The sequence below is a fragment of the Paenibacillus sp. FW126-R14 genome (genome assembly GCF_058789495.1).
Map to the genome: position 1 here is coordinate 141,796 of NZ_JBYTBS010000005.1, position 16,973 is coordinate 158,768.

General features: G+C 45.5%; 10 protein-coding genes. 8 read left to right on the forward strand and 2 right to left on the reverse strand.

Translation table 11 applies throughout. The annotated features are described in order from the left end of the window. Positions 1 to 36: 36 nt before the first annotated feature. Positions 37 to 546, reverse strand: coding sequence for a thioredoxin family protein (locus tag AC3WRW_RS05305; protein ID WP_492545309.1), 510 nt, complete (start codon positions 544 to 546; stop codon positions 37 to 39). Between the two features lie 147 nt (positions 547 to 693). Between AC3WRW_RS05305 and AC3WRW_RS05310 the strand changes: the two genes are divergently transcribed. The 7 genes from AC3WRW_RS05310 to AC3WRW_RS05340 all read left to right on the forward strand — a co-directional run bounded on the left by AC3WRW_RS05310 (position 694) and on the right by AC3WRW_RS05340 (position 15,591). After that, positions 694 to 2,238, forward strand: a complete 1,545-nt coding sequence (locus AC3WRW_RS05310; RefSeq protein ID WP_492545397.1) for an RsmB/NOP family class I SAM-dependent RNA methyltransferase — start codon at positions 694 to 696, stop codon at positions 2,236 to 2,238. Between the two features lie 6 nt (positions 2,239 to 2,244). Next, positions 2,245 to 2,997 (forward strand): pseudouridine synthase, encoded by a 753-nt coding sequence (locus tag AC3WRW_RS05315; RefSeq protein WP_492545310.1) that lies wholly within the window; start codon positions 2,245 to 2,247, stop codon positions 2,995 to 2,997. A gap of 137 nt (positions 2,998 to 3,134) precedes the next feature. Continuing rightward, positions 3,135 to 4,250 (forward strand): S-layer homology domain-containing protein, encoded by a 1,116-nt coding sequence (locus AC3WRW_RS05320; RefSeq protein WP_492545311.1) that lies wholly within the window; start codon positions 3,135 to 3,137, stop codon positions 4,248 to 4,250. A 60-nt stretch (positions 4,251 to 4,310) separates the two neighbouring features. Continuing rightward, a complete protein-coding gene (locus AC3WRW_RS05325) occupies positions 4,311 to 11,291 on the forward strand; it encodes a PKD domain-containing protein (protein WP_492545312.1) in 6,981 nt (2,326 codons plus the stop codon). Between the two features lie 71 nt (positions 11,292 to 11,362). Next, positions 11,363 to 12,163, forward strand: a complete 801-nt coding sequence (locus AC3WRW_RS05330) for a Cof-type HAD-IIB family hydrolase (RefSeq protein ID WP_492545313.1) — start codon at positions 11,363 to 11,365, stop codon at positions 12,161 to 12,163. Positions 12,164 to 12,279: 116 nt separating this feature from the next. Further along, positions 12,280 to 14,151: a hypothetical protein gene (locus tag AC3WRW_RS05335; RefSeq protein ID WP_492545314.1), complete on the forward strand. Its 1,872-nt coding sequence runs from the start codon at positions 12,280 to 12,282 to the stop codon at positions 14,149 to 14,151. Positions 14,152 to 14,157: 6 nt separating this feature from the next. Then, positions 14,158 to 15,591, forward strand: coding sequence for a glycosyltransferase (locus AC3WRW_RS05340; RefSeq protein ID WP_492545315.1), 1,434 nt, complete (start codon positions 14,158 to 14,160; stop codon positions 15,589 to 15,591). A gap of 60 nt (positions 15,592 to 15,651) precedes the next feature. On the opposite strand, the gene AC3WRW_RS05345 is transcribed toward AC3WRW_RS05340, so the two are convergent. After that, positions 15,652 to 15,735, reverse strand: coding sequence for a YjcZ family sporulation protein (locus AC3WRW_RS05345; RefSeq protein ID WP_274467423.1), 84 nt, complete (start codon positions 15,733 to 15,735; stop codon positions 15,652 to 15,654). Between the two features lie 55 nt (positions 15,736 to 15,790). Between AC3WRW_RS05345 and AC3WRW_RS05350 the strand changes: the two genes are divergently transcribed. Next, the gene (locus tag AC3WRW_RS05350) at positions 15,791 to 16,972 is read left to right on the forward strand and encodes a hypothetical protein (RefSeq protein WP_492545316.1); all 1,182 of its coding nucleotides are present in this window, start codon (positions 15,791 to 15,793) and stop codon (positions 16,970 to 16,972) included. Position 16,973: the final 1 nt, after the last annotated feature.

Below are 16,973 nucleotides of genomic sequence, written 5' to 3' on the forward strand. Positions count from 1 at the left end.
AAAAAGCAGCGGATTCCGCTGCTTGGGCCGTGCGTATTAACCTTTGTATTTTTGGAAAAAAGCTTTAAATACTTCCGGCGTATTGCCGCCAGTGCCGCCATTTTCAGGAACACCGCCAACGATACGGTCAACTTCTTTCCCGTCTTTGTAATAAACGAGGGTCGGTGTGGAGTCGATTTTATACTTTTCCCAACCATCTTTGAATTCTTCTAAATTGAATTGCTTCACATCAAGACCCAGTTCTTTTTCCATTGGAACAAGGACCGGAGTAGTGACTTTACAGTGAGGGCAGGTGGATGCGTAGTAATATTGGAAAAAAGTTTCTTTGTTCTTCAGCCTTTGATCGAGGTCTTTAGGCAGAATCAGATTTTGATAGTTCGGGTCATTCAACTGCTTCACCGTTTCGGGATTGAGCTTGGATGCTGCAACGCCGTAAGGATTGCCAGCGTTCGCTTTATCCGATGATTTGGTAGACTGCTGATTGACGAAATACAAACCCCCAAATAAAATAACGACAATGCCTAGATAAATAAGCAGTTTCTTCATTTCATGCACCTCATCTTATGTTGGTTACTTACTACTATTTTCGATAAAAAGTATAGCATATCCTTTTGGTATTTTGAAAATAATTGGCTGTTTCGTGACAGTTCAGCTATAATAGCGATGATAAAAGAGGAAAGAGAAGTAGATCAGATGACGAAGCAGCTGCCTCCCTTGTTTAGGGATAAAATGATGGATTTATTAGGGGAAGAAGAATTTGAGCTCTTTCTGTCCTCTTATGACCAAGCGAGATCTTACGGTTTAAGAGTGAATACGGGCAAAATCGCGAAAGCTGACTTTTTGGAAAAAAGCCCTTTTGCGCTTGAGCCTGTGCCATGGACTTCAGAAGGGTTTTATTATGAAGAAGGAGATCGTCCTGGCAAACATCCTTATTATCATGCAGGACTTTATTATATTCAAGAGCCCAGCGCGATGGCGCCGGCGGAGCTGCTGCAGGTTCAGCCGGGTGAAAAGGTGCTCGATCTGTGTGCGGCTCCGGGGGGCAAGTCTACCCAGATTGCCGCGAAGCTCCAAGGCGAAGGCGTTCTTGTCGTGAATGATAACCATTCGGACCGGGTGAAGGCGTTGGTCAAAAACTTAGAGCTCTTCGGCGTTCGGAACGCAGTCGTGTTGAACGAGCGGCCGGAACGGATGTTAAACGCATTTCAGGGTTATTTCGATAAAATATTAATAGATGCCCCTTGCTCAGGGGAAGGGATGTTCCGTAAGGAAGAAGATATGATGCAGCAGTGGGAGCGCCATACGGTGCAGGAATTTGCCGGGATGCAGAGGGAACTGCTTGGGCAAGCGGCTCAAATGCTTGCGCCCGGCGGCACGATCGTGTATTCCACTTGTACGTTCTCGCCGGAAGAAAATGAGGCCCAGATTGCGGAGTTTTTGGACAAGCATCCCGCGTTTGAAGTGGTGCCGGTTATACGGTTTGAAGCTGGACATCCGGATTGGCTGCGTGAGCCGTGGTGTGAGGAGGAGTTTTCGCCTCGTGCCCGTGAGGCGGTTGCCGGTACTGCGCGCCTTTGGCCGCATCGTTTGCGCGGTGAGGGGCATTATGTGGCTGTGCTTCGGAGGGGTGAGGGGAAGGATGAAGGGCAGGATGCTGTGGATGATGCGAGGCTGGTTGCCGGGAATGATGGAAGGCAGGCTGCCGACTTTGTGTCGGCATCGGGGGCGGGGGCGCGCAGCGGTCGCGAGGTGCTGCGTGGAAAGGGCCGCGCGGGAAGCGATTCCCGCGTGAGCTTAGAGCCGCTGCAGGCGTTCGAGGACGAGCTGCTGCGCAGCGAGCCCTTCGCCGACTTGCGGCTTGTATGCTACGGCGAGCACGCCTATGCGTCGCCGGCGAACTTGCCTGAACTGCACGGACTGAAAGTCGTGCGGCCAGGCTGGTACATCGGCGCGCTGCACCGCGGCCGATTCGAGCCGTCCCATGCGCTAGCCATGGGACTGCGCATGCGCGAAGCCAAGCGAGCGCTGAGCTTGGCTTCGAGCGACGAGCGAGCCCTTCGGTACTTGAAGGGCGAGACGCTCGAAGTCGCGGAGAGCGAGATTATCCGCGACCCGGAAGTGACCAAGGCAGCCAAAGGCTACTGCCTTGTCTGCATTGATGAGCATCCCGTCGGCTGGGGCAAGTGGCTGGACGGGATGCTGAAGAACGAATACCCGCCCGGCTGGAGGTGGACCTAAGCGGTCATGAAACAAACACAACGGCTCGATAAAATACTCGCCCATGTAGGCGTCGGCACGCGCTCTGAACTCAAGCGCCTTGCTAAGGAAGGCGCGATTTATGTCAACGGCGTGAAGGTCAAGGACAGCGGGATGCAAGTCAATCCCGACAAGGATATCATTCAGGTAAACGGCGAAACGGTGCATTACCGGGAGTTCGTCTACCTGATGATGAACAAGCCGCAAGGCGTTGTTTCTGCTACGGAAGATAATCGCGATCGGACCGTGGTTGATCTTTTGGATGCGGCTTATGCGCCATTTGAAGTCTTCCCTGTCGGCCGATTGGACAAGGATACGGAAGGATTTCTTTTGCTTACTAATGATGGGAAGCTGGCCCATAATCTGCTCTCTCCCCGCAAGCACGTCCCAAAGACCTACTTTGCTAAAGTAGAGTGGGAGGTTACAGAGGCGGATATCGAAGCATTTTCGCAAGGTGTCACCTTGGACGATGGCTATGAAACGCTTCCGGGCATATTGAAAATTGTGAGTACCGGTAACGAAGCTAGTGGCGTGCTCTCCGAAATCGAGTTAACGATTATGGAAGGCAAGTTTCATCAAGTAAAACGGATGTTCCAAGCGGTAGGTAAGAAAGTCGCGTACTTAAAACGAATTTCCATGGGTCCGCTTGCGTTGGATCCGAATCTGGCATTAGGTCAAGTGAGAGAATTGACGGCTGAAGAACTGACTGCTCTGCAAAATGCTCACGAAGCTCAAAATTAGAGATTTACAAAACTACTAGTATATGGTATTTTTGAAATAATAATAATAGCTTTGTGCGGAAGAACCGCCCATGTCATCGTTGAGTTTCCTACATCGCGATGGCAGGGCGGTTTTTTTGTGGAGAAAAGGGGTTCTGTATGAAAGGAAAATTATCTGTTTTTGGAATTGCAATGCTTTGTGTGGCATCCATTGGCTATGATGTGATGGATTCTTCTGCGCAGAGTCCGATTAGTTTCAAAGATACGACTGAGCATTGGGCGGAGCCGTCCATTTTAACGGCTGTTGAAAAGAAATACGTCGATGGCTATGAAGATGGAACATTTAAGCCTGACTTGCCGATCAGCCGTGCTGAATTTATCAAAATGGTGGCGCTCGCTACGGGGGAAAAAGTCAATCAAGCGGGAGGAGATGGATGGTTTCAGCCCTATGTGGATCGGTTGAAATCGCTCGAAATTATCCCTGCCGAGTTTCCCGAGCGATACAATGAACCGCTGCAGAGATACGAGATGTCTATTTTGAGTGTGCGAAGTGTTGATAAGACTTTGAAAGGGACTATGGTTGATTCTACGAAACAGGGATTGATTCATGGGGTAAGCAGGACTGATTTGGACGTGTATGGGACTAGCACGCGTGCCCAGGCGATTACGATCATAGAGCGGATTCTTGCTGCTAGGAATGGGGAAATACTGCCGATCGATAAGTATGCGGCGAGTGCGGCGGAGATTGCTGCTACTGGGAGTAATGTGGGGACGATGTTGGGTTTGAAGGCTTTAGCAATTGGGCAAACATGGGAGTATAGTAAAGGGGTTTCGGCTACATTGAATCAGTTAATTATTGTAGATCCAAATGATTCAGCTGATCCTTATTTACCCATCATTGATATGCGTACGTGGTATAGTGGCTTAGACAAAAGGAAAACATTCATTGTTCTTGCTCGTTTTACTATGGAAATTAAACAAGAAGGTATCAATCCAGAAGTAACTTTTTTTGCTTCTCAAAATTTTAGTTTGTTGGATACTAAGAAAACTTTATTAGCTGTGGATGATCAACAATTCAGCAGAGTAATTCGTTTTGATAAAGCCATGGTTGTTTCGGGATACGTTGCTTATGTAGCAAGTAGCCACTATGTTCAGCATGACGTGATAACGCAAAAGGAAAATATTAAAAACACAGATTTAATATCTTTTAATGTTTTTGGAAGACATGTTCAATTTGCAAGCGGATCAAATAATCCGATAGCTTCTCTGAAATAAATCTTCTCTTTCCTGAAACCGAGAAAATAAGGCTAGGAGGTGCATTTAGGTCTGAATTACTTGAAGTACTTAATTAATCGATTGTTGCTTTTTTTATTACTTATTGAGCTAGTGTTGCCCCTGGCTCCGGACATTGCTCAAGCTGCATCTTCTAGAAAACTCTATTTTAATTTTGAACAAGGTACATTTGTCGACACTGCTGTCCCAGTACAATTTTCTGCTTCCTTGACCAAGTCTGTTTTTAATAAAGATCTGAGTGAATTCATTTCAGGGAATATCACATCCATTAGTGGTGTCTATAATGGTGTAAGTATTTCGGGACTTTTTTTCAATGGAACTACAATCACTGTCCCTAGTTTAAATGGGGATAAAATTAAAGTTTACGGAAAATCTGAAACAAATCCTATGCACCAGATATATAGGCAACCATTGGGACAAGTTTGGGAGCATAAAGGTAGTAAAACAATTCCTGTTCAATTTAATGGTGTATACGGTAGCCCAAAATCACTGTATCCTGGATTAATACCTGTAATAGGAAAAAAACGTTATACCAGTACAGATTTTGACTATTCTAACCCTAATACATACGGAGCAGATTTAAGGTACACCTACCTTTCACACTTATATAATATAAGCGGTATAAGTTATGAAAAAGCACCAGATTACAACAAAGAGGGGTTTGCAGTTACTACAGCATATGAAGTGCCGAGACCTAATAATTGGTATTTAGTAAGTGCTGATGCTCAGATTAGTGGTGCTGGAGCTAATATCACAGACGGAGATAAATTATTACAAGACTCAATAGAAATTTATGATGCTGATGTTTATGAAGAAGGTTATGGTGCAGAGCCGTTTTCTTTTGGTAAAGGGAGTGGTTTAGGGTTCGGAATGATTCGAACTAGAATGTTATTGGATGATTCGTACCCCCTTCAATTCACAGATAGACCTGACTCAGATAATTCTGGCGGATTATTACGTGATTATGCAATGTTTGCCATTGGTCTATGGAGAGGAGATACATACAAATACCAAATGTCTATCGAAGTCACCTACACCCCGCCAAACAAACCCGATCTAGCGGCACTATCCATTGATGCCGGTAATTGTGTCCCCATGGGTTCCAGCACAAACCTCACCATCAAGTTCAAAAACACCGGTACTGCCATCCCTAGCGGTACTTCCTTCCAAGTAACCCTGGCCGCTGACGGCAAAGTATTCAAGAGTTTTACCTATACGGCAGGACTGCCGCCAGGAGAAACGAAAACTGAGACAACCTCCTATACGTTCAACAGTATGAAAAACATCACGCTAACCGTCGATGCCAATGACGATATCTCAGAATCGACGACCTCGAATAATGTATTTTCTCAAATTATTAATCCACAAACGAGCTGCGCGCCTACAGGCGGCAAATACTCCGGCAAAACTTCTGCCGACAAAGCTTCCATCCCATGGAGAGATTCCAACATTATCAAGGCAGATTGGACAATCTCTTCCGGCTGTACGCCTGTTAGAGGACGTTTCATTCTTTCTCAGACGACTGGAGAATATGTTCAATATGGCTGGAGCACGCTCAGCAGTGCCTCAACGAGCGATATGTCTATTTTTTCTTACGGCATGATGGGCTTCATCGGTTATCCCGGAAACATGCAAAGCGGTCAAATAGATATTTCATACAAGCTTGAGGATAGCTGTGGAGGGACTTCTTATTTTTATGAGGGAAAGTTTACGCTGGGTCCGAAGCCTCCCAATAGGCCGCCCCAGTTCGAAATCGGATGGTTTCCAGACAGTGATTACACTAGTCGTACGCCTATCACTGACGCTGTTCTCGGCGATAAAGTAAACGTGAGGCTGCTGCCTGAAATGTCACCATATCATTATGATCCTGACGATGATGTTGTAACTTTCGAATGGTTGTTTTCGGACAGTTCAAGTTCTTGGATCAAAAGCTTTCCTTCCTTGGGCTATTCCAAAGGAGAAGATAAACTGACAGAGCTAACGCCATCAATAGCCGCTGAACACAAGATTTCGGCAAAAATGTGTGATGATAAAGGGAGCTGCACACAGAGGGATGCCACCATAACCATTACTCGTCCTGAACCTGATCCTTGTATAAATGTCCCCAACCGTGTCGTGCAAAATCGTCCTTTGGCCGCTAACGCAATCAATGGAGCATGCAGCCGAGCAGCCAAGAACCGGACCATCTCAGAGTATTTTTGGACGAATAAGCTGCCAGTCTACCCCCATATCGGTATTGAAACGGTCACGCTCGAAGTTAAAGATAATTATGGCGTACGAAGTCTGCCGGAAAATAAGGCGATCAAAAATCTGAATGTTGTCGAGGATAAGCCGCCCGTTGCCGGGATTAACCTTCCGCTTATTACGGTTCGCGGTGACGTTCCTTTTAGAGACATTTCGTACAGCCCGGACGGAGATATCCTTGTAGAGACTGGGATTACCTATGTGTACGACAGTAATAACGACGGATTATTTAATGATCATATGCCGCTTCATATACCTATCACTGTTGGCGGATCTGCACGGCTTCCTGCTGCCAAGGTGGGTAACTATAAGCTAACGGTTACAACAAAAGAAGATTGGGGATTAACAGATACCAATTCCTTTGTCATTGATATCAAAAATGATTCTCCCGAGGCCGCATTTACGGTTACGAGCGCAAATCCAGAACCTCCAATTTTTCAAACGGTAACTGAGAATGAAATGTTCATGGCCTTTGGCGCACAGTGGGAAGGTTCAACACTTACAAACACAAATTTGCATAAAACAAAGGATCTCGGACTAACCTTTAACCCTGTAACTAAAGGATTTACTTCTCACTACGCAAAAGCGCCATACAAGGCTCCCGCAAGTGCTTTGATTTTCACCAACGCTGTAACGACTTTGGGACTTGACGTAGGAAGCAATTACAGTATTCCAACCCTATACGGCACTCAGTACTTAGGCAATAAAAGCGGAGTGGCTGTTCGCGGTACTATTCCATATTCCGTGCAAATGGCCAATTCGCAAGGAGTACCTTACGGGCAACCTTCGACTACCCAGCTTAGCGGGGATAACTCTGCACCAACGGCAAACCATACTAGCAATTTCTTAACCTATGACGCTAAAGGGGGAAGTTATGGTCTATCCTGCAAATATTACTATGAAGCAAATTCAGATGTTAACGATACCTATCATTGGTGGTGCGATTATACGAGAAAAGATGCCTCTGGCCAAACTTCCTGGATAAAAAGCTTTGAAAATTACAGCAAATCGATTTCCAGTTTTTTCGCTCTTCCTACCCAGCCTAACCAAATTGCTAATGCTAACAATATGGAGATCAATGACGATGGCACAAAAATAAAAATACCGTATACGCTGTTAAATCCCAGTTACTGCTATTATTGCGGTGGCGGAGATCCTTCGCTATGGTATGACGTGGAAACAGGGCGGGAAGTGCCAGCCGCAACGATCACAAGACCGAGTTTAGATAGTGGCGCTATCTATGAGGACTCCGAAGTAGCCGTCTATGCGCATGAAGATTATGCGAGTACATACAGCAATTCCAACTATACAAACAGTAGCGGTAACTCAGCGGATAGAGGGACTTACACCAATTATCTTACTTCGTATAACAAAAAAACGGGGGTTACCAGGCGATTAGATGTCAGTATCGTCAATCGGAACGATAGCAGTCAATCCAGGTATGGAAGTGTGATAAATGGGGATGCTTGGGAACGCTCAACGAGTTCATTCGTACAAGTGAGGTGGGATGTTTCTGAAGATGGGTATGTGTATGTGGCAGACGGATTTAATAAGGTGATTGTCGCAGATAAATTTGCCACTAAGATAGCAGAATATACAACTGCCAACTTGCGTCCCAAAAACGAGAATAGTAATGAGCAAACGTTGTTCGAAAATAGAAAGTTTACGATATTAGCCTCTGGATTTGGAGCTGACGGTGAATATTACTTGCAGCTGCAGGAAAGATACCACAAGCTCAGAAGGTATAATTTTAAATGGGATTCTTGTGGCGGCTGTAGTTCCGGCAGTCGTGTATCCAGCTATGACGAAGATACGACCGGCTCTTTTAACAAATATTATTTATACACCATTAAAGGTGCAATGGCCAGTCCCAAAGTGTACGCTTCCTCGGAGGTTGGTCAAATTCTAAAAAAAGACACCGATATTGCCGATGCGGACTACTACTTTGACTTTATGCAAACGAGTATGAATACTAGCATAAGTGCACCTTCAGGCTTTATTTTCAGGGCGCAAAATAATAACAACATGTACAGAATGGAAATGACATCGAATCGGATTTCGTTCGTTAAAATAGTAAATGGGCATCGTTTCGAGCTGAAATCAAGCCCGATTAGTTTGCCTACGACGGATTTTGTAAACCTCAAAATTTCGGTTCGAGGGTCAAAAGTGAAAGTCCGATTAGGGCAGCTTCCTATCTTTGAAGCATCGGATTCCACTTTTGCTTCTGGGACCCACGGAGCATTCATTGGGAGTTTCGGCGCTCATTTTCGCAACGTTTTTGTTAAAATTCCAATCGTTGATAACACGGTAATCAGTGATACGGGGATTGCAGGAGAAGAATTAACTTACGAAATAACGTATGATGACCCCGAAAATGACCCGCATCTTAGTGCGCAAGACAAATGGAAGTATGAGCATACGAATGCTGCCAAATTTTTGGATGCTGGGGACGGACAAAGTGGATTATCTGTCTATCACGGCCAAGTGGTAAGAGGCGGCCCAGTGAAAACACTGGATAAAGTCGGTTTGTATAAGCTGACCTATACGGGTTCCGACGACCCGGCTCCACCAGGCTATGCGTTTCCTAACGGGACTTTTGCCAGTTACGTATCTGAGTCCGATCCCTATTCGAGAAATATATTGATTCATCGTAAACCGGTAAGCAGGATAAGCTGCACCCAAGATTTGTATTACAAGGTGAGATGCGATGATTCTATGAGCTATGACCCGGATCGATGGCTATCGTCTGATCATTATTCCACCGAGTCCACAGGGATTAACTATGCCGCTACAAAAGGGATACTTGACCGCAGATATGAATATATCCTACCGGACGGAACAACGGTATCGGGACTTATCGATCGGGTCAAAGAGATGGGGCTATACACTTTCAGGGTAGCTGTAAAAGATGAATACGGCGCATGGTCCGATTGGGCAGAGGCTTATATCTGGCTGCAGGCTCCGCCTGTCAATCATGCCCCTTTTGTCGATATTACGAATCCCGCCAGTGCTGACTTCAACAACCCATCCGGGGCGCAGGCATCAAATCCGCTGATCACGTGGAATGCAGTTGATTACGACGCGGATAGTTATATTGTGAAATCTGAAATCGATATTCAATATTACTATTATGATTCTTACAGCAACCCGCAGTATAGATGGGTAAGTCAGTTTTATCCTGCAATTATTACTTCAATTAGCAGCATCAAAAGCGACGGAGCGACAGTTGAATTAAGTTATACCGCTGCAATGTCGTTGCAGGATAACCGGATTTACAAGGTAAGGATTCGCGTGCAGGACGAAAAAGGGGCATGGTCCCAGTGGTCGGAGAAATATTTCATTAAAGGATATCCTCCTTCTGCTGTTTTGACTTTTCCAGACGGGACACGGTCAAATCCTACTCCGATTGCCAGTGGGATGCTAATACCTTCATGGAACCAAACGGACCAGGACGTGCCTACGGAATATAAATACTTCCAATATAGAATTCTTGATGAAAGCGGTGGTCAAGTTACCTACAATGATAATGGATATGGCAATAACGCCATCCGGGGAGGCAGTTACGCTCATGGATGCAGCTATGATAATAGTTCGGGTACGTGGCATAGTTGTAAGTACTATACTTCCAATAGTTCTTGGACGGCACATCCCATTGAGCAGTTTGGCTTGTCAGTAATCGCAGGAATGCCCGGCCCGTATCAGGTTCAGGTTCGTGTGAATGACGGAAAGTACTGGTCGGAATGGTCCAACTCAGGATGGTTCTTATTGAACAGACCTCCCTCTGCGACTATGAATGTACCGAATGGTACCCAGGCTGCGCCTACGATTTTCTCCGAACTTCGGCCCACGTTTCAATGGACACAAACGGACCCCGATCCCGGTACACGGTTCAGCTATTTTCAGCTTCAAATTACCAATGAAGCGAATGATGTGCTGGTACTGGACACTGGGCAATTTTACCAGGGAACTAACGCAACGCAAGGCAGTTGGCAAGCCGATCGCGATCTTCCTCCCGGTCAAAAACTTCGTGCCAGAGTCAGAGTATTGGATGGAACGGCTTGGTCTGACTATTCAGAGCAAACATGGTTTTACATCAATCGGCCTCCTGCGGCTGAATTTGATTGGACGCCAAAGCCGGTTTGGGAAGGCGATGTGATGCAAAGCGTCAATTCTTCATATGATCCTGATGGCGATACGCTTAGCTATGCATGGAAATTGGAACAACCCAATGGGATTGTGTTGTTATTTTACACAAAAGAGATCAAGCAAGAGTTTCCAGCTCCTGGCACATATAAGGTAACTCTTACGGTATCAGATGGCCTGCTATCAAGTTCAGTGGTTAAAATGATTGCAGCAGCTCCGCTGACGATTCGCTCTGATGTAACGTATACTGACAATTGGCTGCTTTTACACGAAAAAAGCGGTCACCAGACCGCCGCTGTACCGAAGGATTTCTACTCCGGGGAAATCTTCGTTGCAGTCTGTCGGAGCTCGCCGGCTCCTGTTGAGGAAGTTACAGCTTGGCTGGATACGACCGGCTTGGATGCTAAGCCGCTATATGTATCGGAACGTTTAACGGCGTCTGCAGGAGATTCTACGCTATTTGGCGGAGAAATTTTCGATGCCAGATTTCAATCATTTTCGGAGGGGCTGCCGCCAGGCTTGCAAACGATACATTTTCGGATCCGATATCGCAACGGGGTTGTAAAAACAGAAGATATCCCGGTCCATATCATCGGCAATGTCAATCAATCCGTCGGCGTTCATAGAGTTCAATAATAATAGGAATTAATTGAGGTCCTATGTTACAATTAGTCGAAAAAAGGCTAGGCATAAGGGAGAGAGAAACCTTGAACTATCGATTAATTGCATTGGATGTTGACGGAACACTGTTGAATGACGAGCATGAATTAACGCAGCAGACGATTGAAACGATTCAGGAAGTTCATGATCAAGGGTGCCATATCGTACTGTGTACCGGAAGAGCCCCTGGCAGTACGCTGCCGATCCTGGAACAGCTTGGTTTGGAAGGAACGATGATTACACATAATGGGGCGGCAACGGTTCATGCGGATGAACGCGGGCAATCTTTAATCCATGAGTTTTCTTTCACTATGCCGGAAATCGCTCCTATGCTCGACTATGTGAGAAGGGAAGGCATTCATTTCGACGTTAACACTTCCTTTAACATGTATATTGAACGTATTGGCGAATACGAAAAGGAAATGTACAAAAAGTTTCTGATCAGTCCCAAACTCGTGACGGATGTGTCTGAGCTGGATCTGCCGATTGTGAAGTTTACGCTGTTCAGTCAGCCGGAGATCCTCGACCGTGTTCAGCAAGAGTGGGAAGAACAGCAGCTGTACGGCCATTTGCGGATGATTCGCAGCGGTGATTTATTCATTGATGTGATGAGCGCCAAAGCGAATAAAGGAAATGCGCTTGAAGCTTTGGCAGCTTCATTAAAGATCGATCCGAGCGAAATTCTGGCCATCGGCAATTACTATAACGATTTGGAAATGATGGCATTCGCCGGGCTCGGTATTGCCGTAGACAATTCGCCAGACGGCGTGAAGGAAGCCGCGGATGCGGTGACGGCATCAAATAACGATGAGGGTGTGCATAAAGCCCTAGTCAAATATTGTTTATAATATTAAATTCCTATAAAATCCTCGTTTTTTGAGGATTTTTGTCGTTTTAGGGGTTCTTCCTCCTTCTTGGCTATGGTAGAATGAGGGAAATAAACTAGATGACGGTGGTGTAAATGATGGGGAGAGAGCAAACGTTTTTTCGTAAAAGGACAAAGATTGCAGGAGCTATTGCGAGTACGGCGATGATGGCCGTGCCGTTTATGGCTGTTCCTGCTGCAGCGAACACGGAAAATGAACCTCCGGTAATACATATTGAAAAAATCGAAACGATTGTTATTCCTGAAAACGGAACGAAATACATTGATATGGATGCTTTGAGAGCGCTATATGATACATTTGATTTGCATATTACCCAGAATGAAAATGAGATGTATATAGCAAGAGGCAGCGAGACTCCAGGTGTAGGAGGAATTTATGAAATCAAGGCTGGAGAAATCGGCAAAGCTACTTTTACCGTAAGCGGAATGAAATATCCAAAAAACGAAGTTGAGCCATTCCAGCCATTCACCGATAGTTTTGAAGTCGTTATCGTACCGAATACTGGCGATCCGGATTCCTATAAGTTTGATCTATCAAATGTGTTTACAGTCATGAGTCAAGTGCCTGCAGAGCTGCAAACCCGTGACAAAGTAAAGAGCTTGCTCAGCAATATAAGTCCTAAAACGGTCATCAACGATAACCCGATTGAGTATAATTTGGAAAATTCTGCGCCTTATCAGCTTGAGACCGATAAACGATTTCAAGGTGAAGTTGGGAAAAAAATCTCGAGCTATGATATTAATTTAAGTTTAAGAGATTATTTCGAGGATTCCGACAGAAGGTATGTCGAGGGTGAATTTTATGAATCCGATGACCTAGATGTTGTGTTCGTTGATAAAAATAACCCGCATATCCGAATAGAAGAAAAATATGACTACAGTAATGAATATGTAGCGGGCTATGAGCTAACTCCCTTAGTACCAGGCGATTTCGATTTGAACGTTCTTGTTGTCGATCACCATGGGGGCATGACTAGAGGTGTCATTCCTTTTCATATTGTCGTTAACATGCCGCCGCAATTAAAAACAGACAGTGTATTAGCCAAGCACTTCTCGCTTGATGGCGTGAATAATCCGGTCATGTATTTATCTAACGATGCTGAAATTGATCTTAGCGAAGTCTTTTATGATCCGGAAAACGCTGATCTTGCTTATAAAGTTGTTGTCGAAGGGTATGGTTCCCCAGGCACAGCGCTTAACACGATCTCACTTGGATCATCGCCAAAATTAACGTGGAATTCTTTCTCATTGCCGAACGGCGTAAAGAAAATAAAGGAATTCCAGGCGTATGAGAAAGGGAATGAGTCCAAACAAACCATATTGAATGTGAACATCGAACATGCCAATAATGACCCGTTCCCTGCTACCTTGGATATGTATAAATCAAATGCTTCGGGAACCAGCAGTTACCTGTTTAATTTCAAAAGCGATGTCGGTTTCGACGGATTTAATCTTACGAAGATTACAGAGGCAGATATACATAATAGCGATAATAATGCGGTTACAGCTTCCGTGTATCAAGATGTATACTTGAAATTTGAAGCAAAAGATTATACGCAGCAAAACTCAAAAATAAAAATTTATGGACACAAGACAGACGCTCCATCGATTCTGTACCAGGATGACTTTAACTTCAGGGTGATCTCAACGGAGGACACGAAATATCCCGATACCAATATTCCGGCTATTAGTCTTAGATCCTTGTATCCAAATTATAATTATGGCGGCTACTGGACAGGGCCTTACAATATTAGAGAAGCCGTTTCGGTCATACCGGAAGATTTTAACGATGAGTTGTTCTGGACTTATGAGACAAGTTCCTTGATGTCTATCCGGTTAGAGGATACTGTCCCGACACAAACTCAGATTTTATTTAAAATAGACCTGGATCAAGGCAAACGCGTTTACTACGTTCCTTATATACCTTATACGAAAAGGCTGCCGAACTAGGTGGCTATGGATAATCAAGAAGAAAAGCTTATTTCTCTTATCCAAGCAAACAAGTTTATGGAAGCAGAGTCGGAGCTGAAGCAGGCCATAAGCCGAAATTCACTGAATGCCCAGCTTTGGGTCTTGCTTGGTGAAACGCTCTTACTCCAAAACTACGGACAAGCAGCTAAGAAAGCATTTGATCGCGCTTGGCTGCTGGATCCGCAAGCGCAATGGGTCAATCACATTTATGAAGGCTTGCAGCATGTTCCTTCAGGCGAGCCGCGGCCGGATATAGATCAATTGCTGCAAGTTCCCAAGGTAACCGTTGCCGCGGCGATTCTGACTTACAATGAAGCAGCTAACATTGCCGCGTGCATTCAGGCTTTGCTAGACGCTGTAGATGAAATCATCGTGATAGATTCGTCAACGGATGAAACATCCAAGATCGCTATGCAGTTTCCAAAAGTAAAGGTTGTGAGGATTCAATGGGAGGATGACTTTGCAGCCGCCCGAAATAAGGGTCTTCACTACGTACAGTCGGATTGGGTGCTTTGGGTGGATGCGGATGAACGGCTTGTCCCCGAGGATGCAGCATCAGTGAGGGAAACGGCGGGCGTTTTCAACCATGTAACGGATGCCCCGATTCTCCATGCATGGCATTTGAATCAGGTAAACGGCAGCGTTCGGCACGATTTCTCACAAGTTCGCATGTTCCCGGCGCACAGAGGGCTCCGTTATTTTGGCCGAATTCATGAGCAGGTGGGCACTTCCAAAGGGATTTATCAGCATGATACGTACCGGCGTGCGGTAAAAATCAGGCTGAATCATACCGGTTATGAACCGACGGTCATGAGCAACAAAGGCAAGCTGGAAAGAAACCACCGCTTGCTTCAATTCATGATTCAGGAAGAGCCGGGCAATCCTGGACACTGGTTGTTTTTGGGCAGAGAGTCACTGGGATTAGGCTATGAAGAGCAAGCGTATTCTGCATTGCTTGAGGCTGAACGTTTAGGCTTGCAGACAAGCGCTTTTGGACGGATGCCGGAAGTTTACAGACTGCTCATACAGGTGATGCTGCAGCGCAAGAATTACCAGGAGGCGGAAGCCTATTGCCACAAAGCTATAGAAGCTCATCCTGAGTTTCCTGATGCGCATTATTTGCTTGCTCAAGTGCGTATTAGACAGGCTGATGAGCTTCTCCGGCTAGCAGAGTCGGGCATTAAGCAGGCAGTGACAAGTTTGCCGGCATACCGGGGAAATGTGAGTGCCGATTACCAGATCGGGGAGTGGAAGGCCGAAGCATCACTTGGCGAACTGGCAATGCGATCAGGCAAATTAGCCAGAGCGGAAAAGATTTTTGCCAAATACGCCAATCATACAGATGCAAGGCCAAGCATGCAAAAAAAACTCGCGGCTATAGAAGCCGAACGCCAACGCTTAAATCAACAAAGCAAATAAAAAAGACGGTTCCTCCTGCTCAATTGACGGAGGAACCGTCTTTTTGGCTTTTCTACTATCTTAAAGCACAAATGCACTAGTGATGATAACCAGCAAGATGAAAAGTACTAAGATCGCACCAACGTTATTATAACCAGCAGACATGTCAGAATCCCTCCCTTTTCAATCTATACGATAGAATATGAAAGGAGGGACAGATGTGTATGGACGTTTATCCTGCTTTACTCATATTTTGGTCGAAATTGGGACAATCTACAGAAGAGTGATTAGATCTGTAGAGGAGGCGAAGAAAGTCGTGGCCGATATGATGCTTAGACCCGACCTGAAAACAGCAGGCGGAGAAGTCTGCGATATTATGTATAATGGGGAGTTTGTCGGTACGTTAACGCTAGTCTACAGGGAATCGGATCGACTTAAAGGCTCGATTCATCTGGAGCGTCAGTCCATAACGAAGGTGGACAAGAATCAGGTATACGCATTCACCCAGTCGTATGTTCAGAATGTGCTTGCTGCCTTAAATATTAAGGCGTGCGAGGTAGGCGTAAGCTACAGCGATTATGACTATGTCATTGCCACGAATGAGGCCATCGACCAGACAATTGTTGAAGCGGATTCACGATCAACCAACTATTATTTGGACGATGATGATGCCGACTATGAATGGGTGAATGACGATGCAACCCGATTCGACGATATCGACGCTGCAACCGGACCGGAAAGCTTGGATATGATTGAGCAGCGCAGGCAGCAACTGGGATATGAGCTTGTCAATGTGGGCGAGTATAGAAACCGTGTGGAATACCATGTGTACGACAAGGAGTCGGAATTGGTTGCCGAAGTGATCACACATATTTATGGATCTGATGTTGTCGGAGAAGTCATCTGGCAATTCGATCCCTTTGATGAGGAAATGGACTCGGTAACGGAGCTGGTTGTGGCTGATTTTGATGAGGATGAAACGGATACATTTATTTTCAATATGATGTATGATGGCGAAACTATTGATACGGTGGAACTAACGCATATTGATTTGTTGGATCTGGTGACGGATATGAAGGAGGAATCGCAAAGACCACCCGAGCGGGAGGATTACTCGATTATTTTGGCAAGGGACGATGGAGACACGCTGACGTATGAAATTTACCAGCAGTCATATGGCGGTTTGCCCATTGGGACGGCGACGGTGGATATCAGTTCCCGTCAGCTAACCGGCTTCATAGACTTCCGGGAACCAGGGGATTCGGATGATCGGGAGCTGATTGCGGCCTTGCTGCTGGAGGAGTTGGATAAGGAAAAAGACTACGAAACCTTCAATGTGTCTATGTTGTACCGGAATAAGCTGATCGATGAAATTTGGTTTGAAACGGATCAGATTCATTAAC

Bases quoted from the DNA above. Each gene is read 5' to 3' on its own strand.
- AC3WRW_RS05305 (WP_492545309.1), bottom strand. From the start codon at position 546: ATGAAGAAACTGCTTATTTATCTAGGCATTGTCGTTATTTTATTTGGG.
- AC3WRW_RS05310 (WP_492545397.1), top strand. From the start codon at position 694: ATGACGAAGCAGCTGCCTCCCTTGTTTAGGGATAAAATGATGGATTTA.
- AC3WRW_RS05315 (WP_492545310.1), top strand. From the start codon at position 2,245: ATGAAACAAACACAACGGCTCGATAAAATACTCGCCCATGTAGGCGTC.
- AC3WRW_RS05320 (WP_492545311.1), top strand. From the start codon at position 3,135: ATGAAAGGAAAATTATCTGTTTTTGGAATTGCAATGCTTTGTGTGGCA.
- AC3WRW_RS05335 (WP_492545314.1), top strand. From the start codon at position 12,280: ATGGGGAGAGAGCAAACGTTTTTTCGTAAAAGGACAAAGATTGCAGGA.
- AC3WRW_RS05340 (WP_492545315.1), top strand. From the start codon at position 14,158: ATGGATAATCAAGAAGAAAAGCTTATTTCTCTTATCCAAGCAAACAAG.
- AC3WRW_RS05345 (WP_274467423.1), bottom strand. From the start codon at position 15,735: ATGTCTGCTGGTTATAATAACGTTGGTGCGATCTTAGTACTTTTCATC.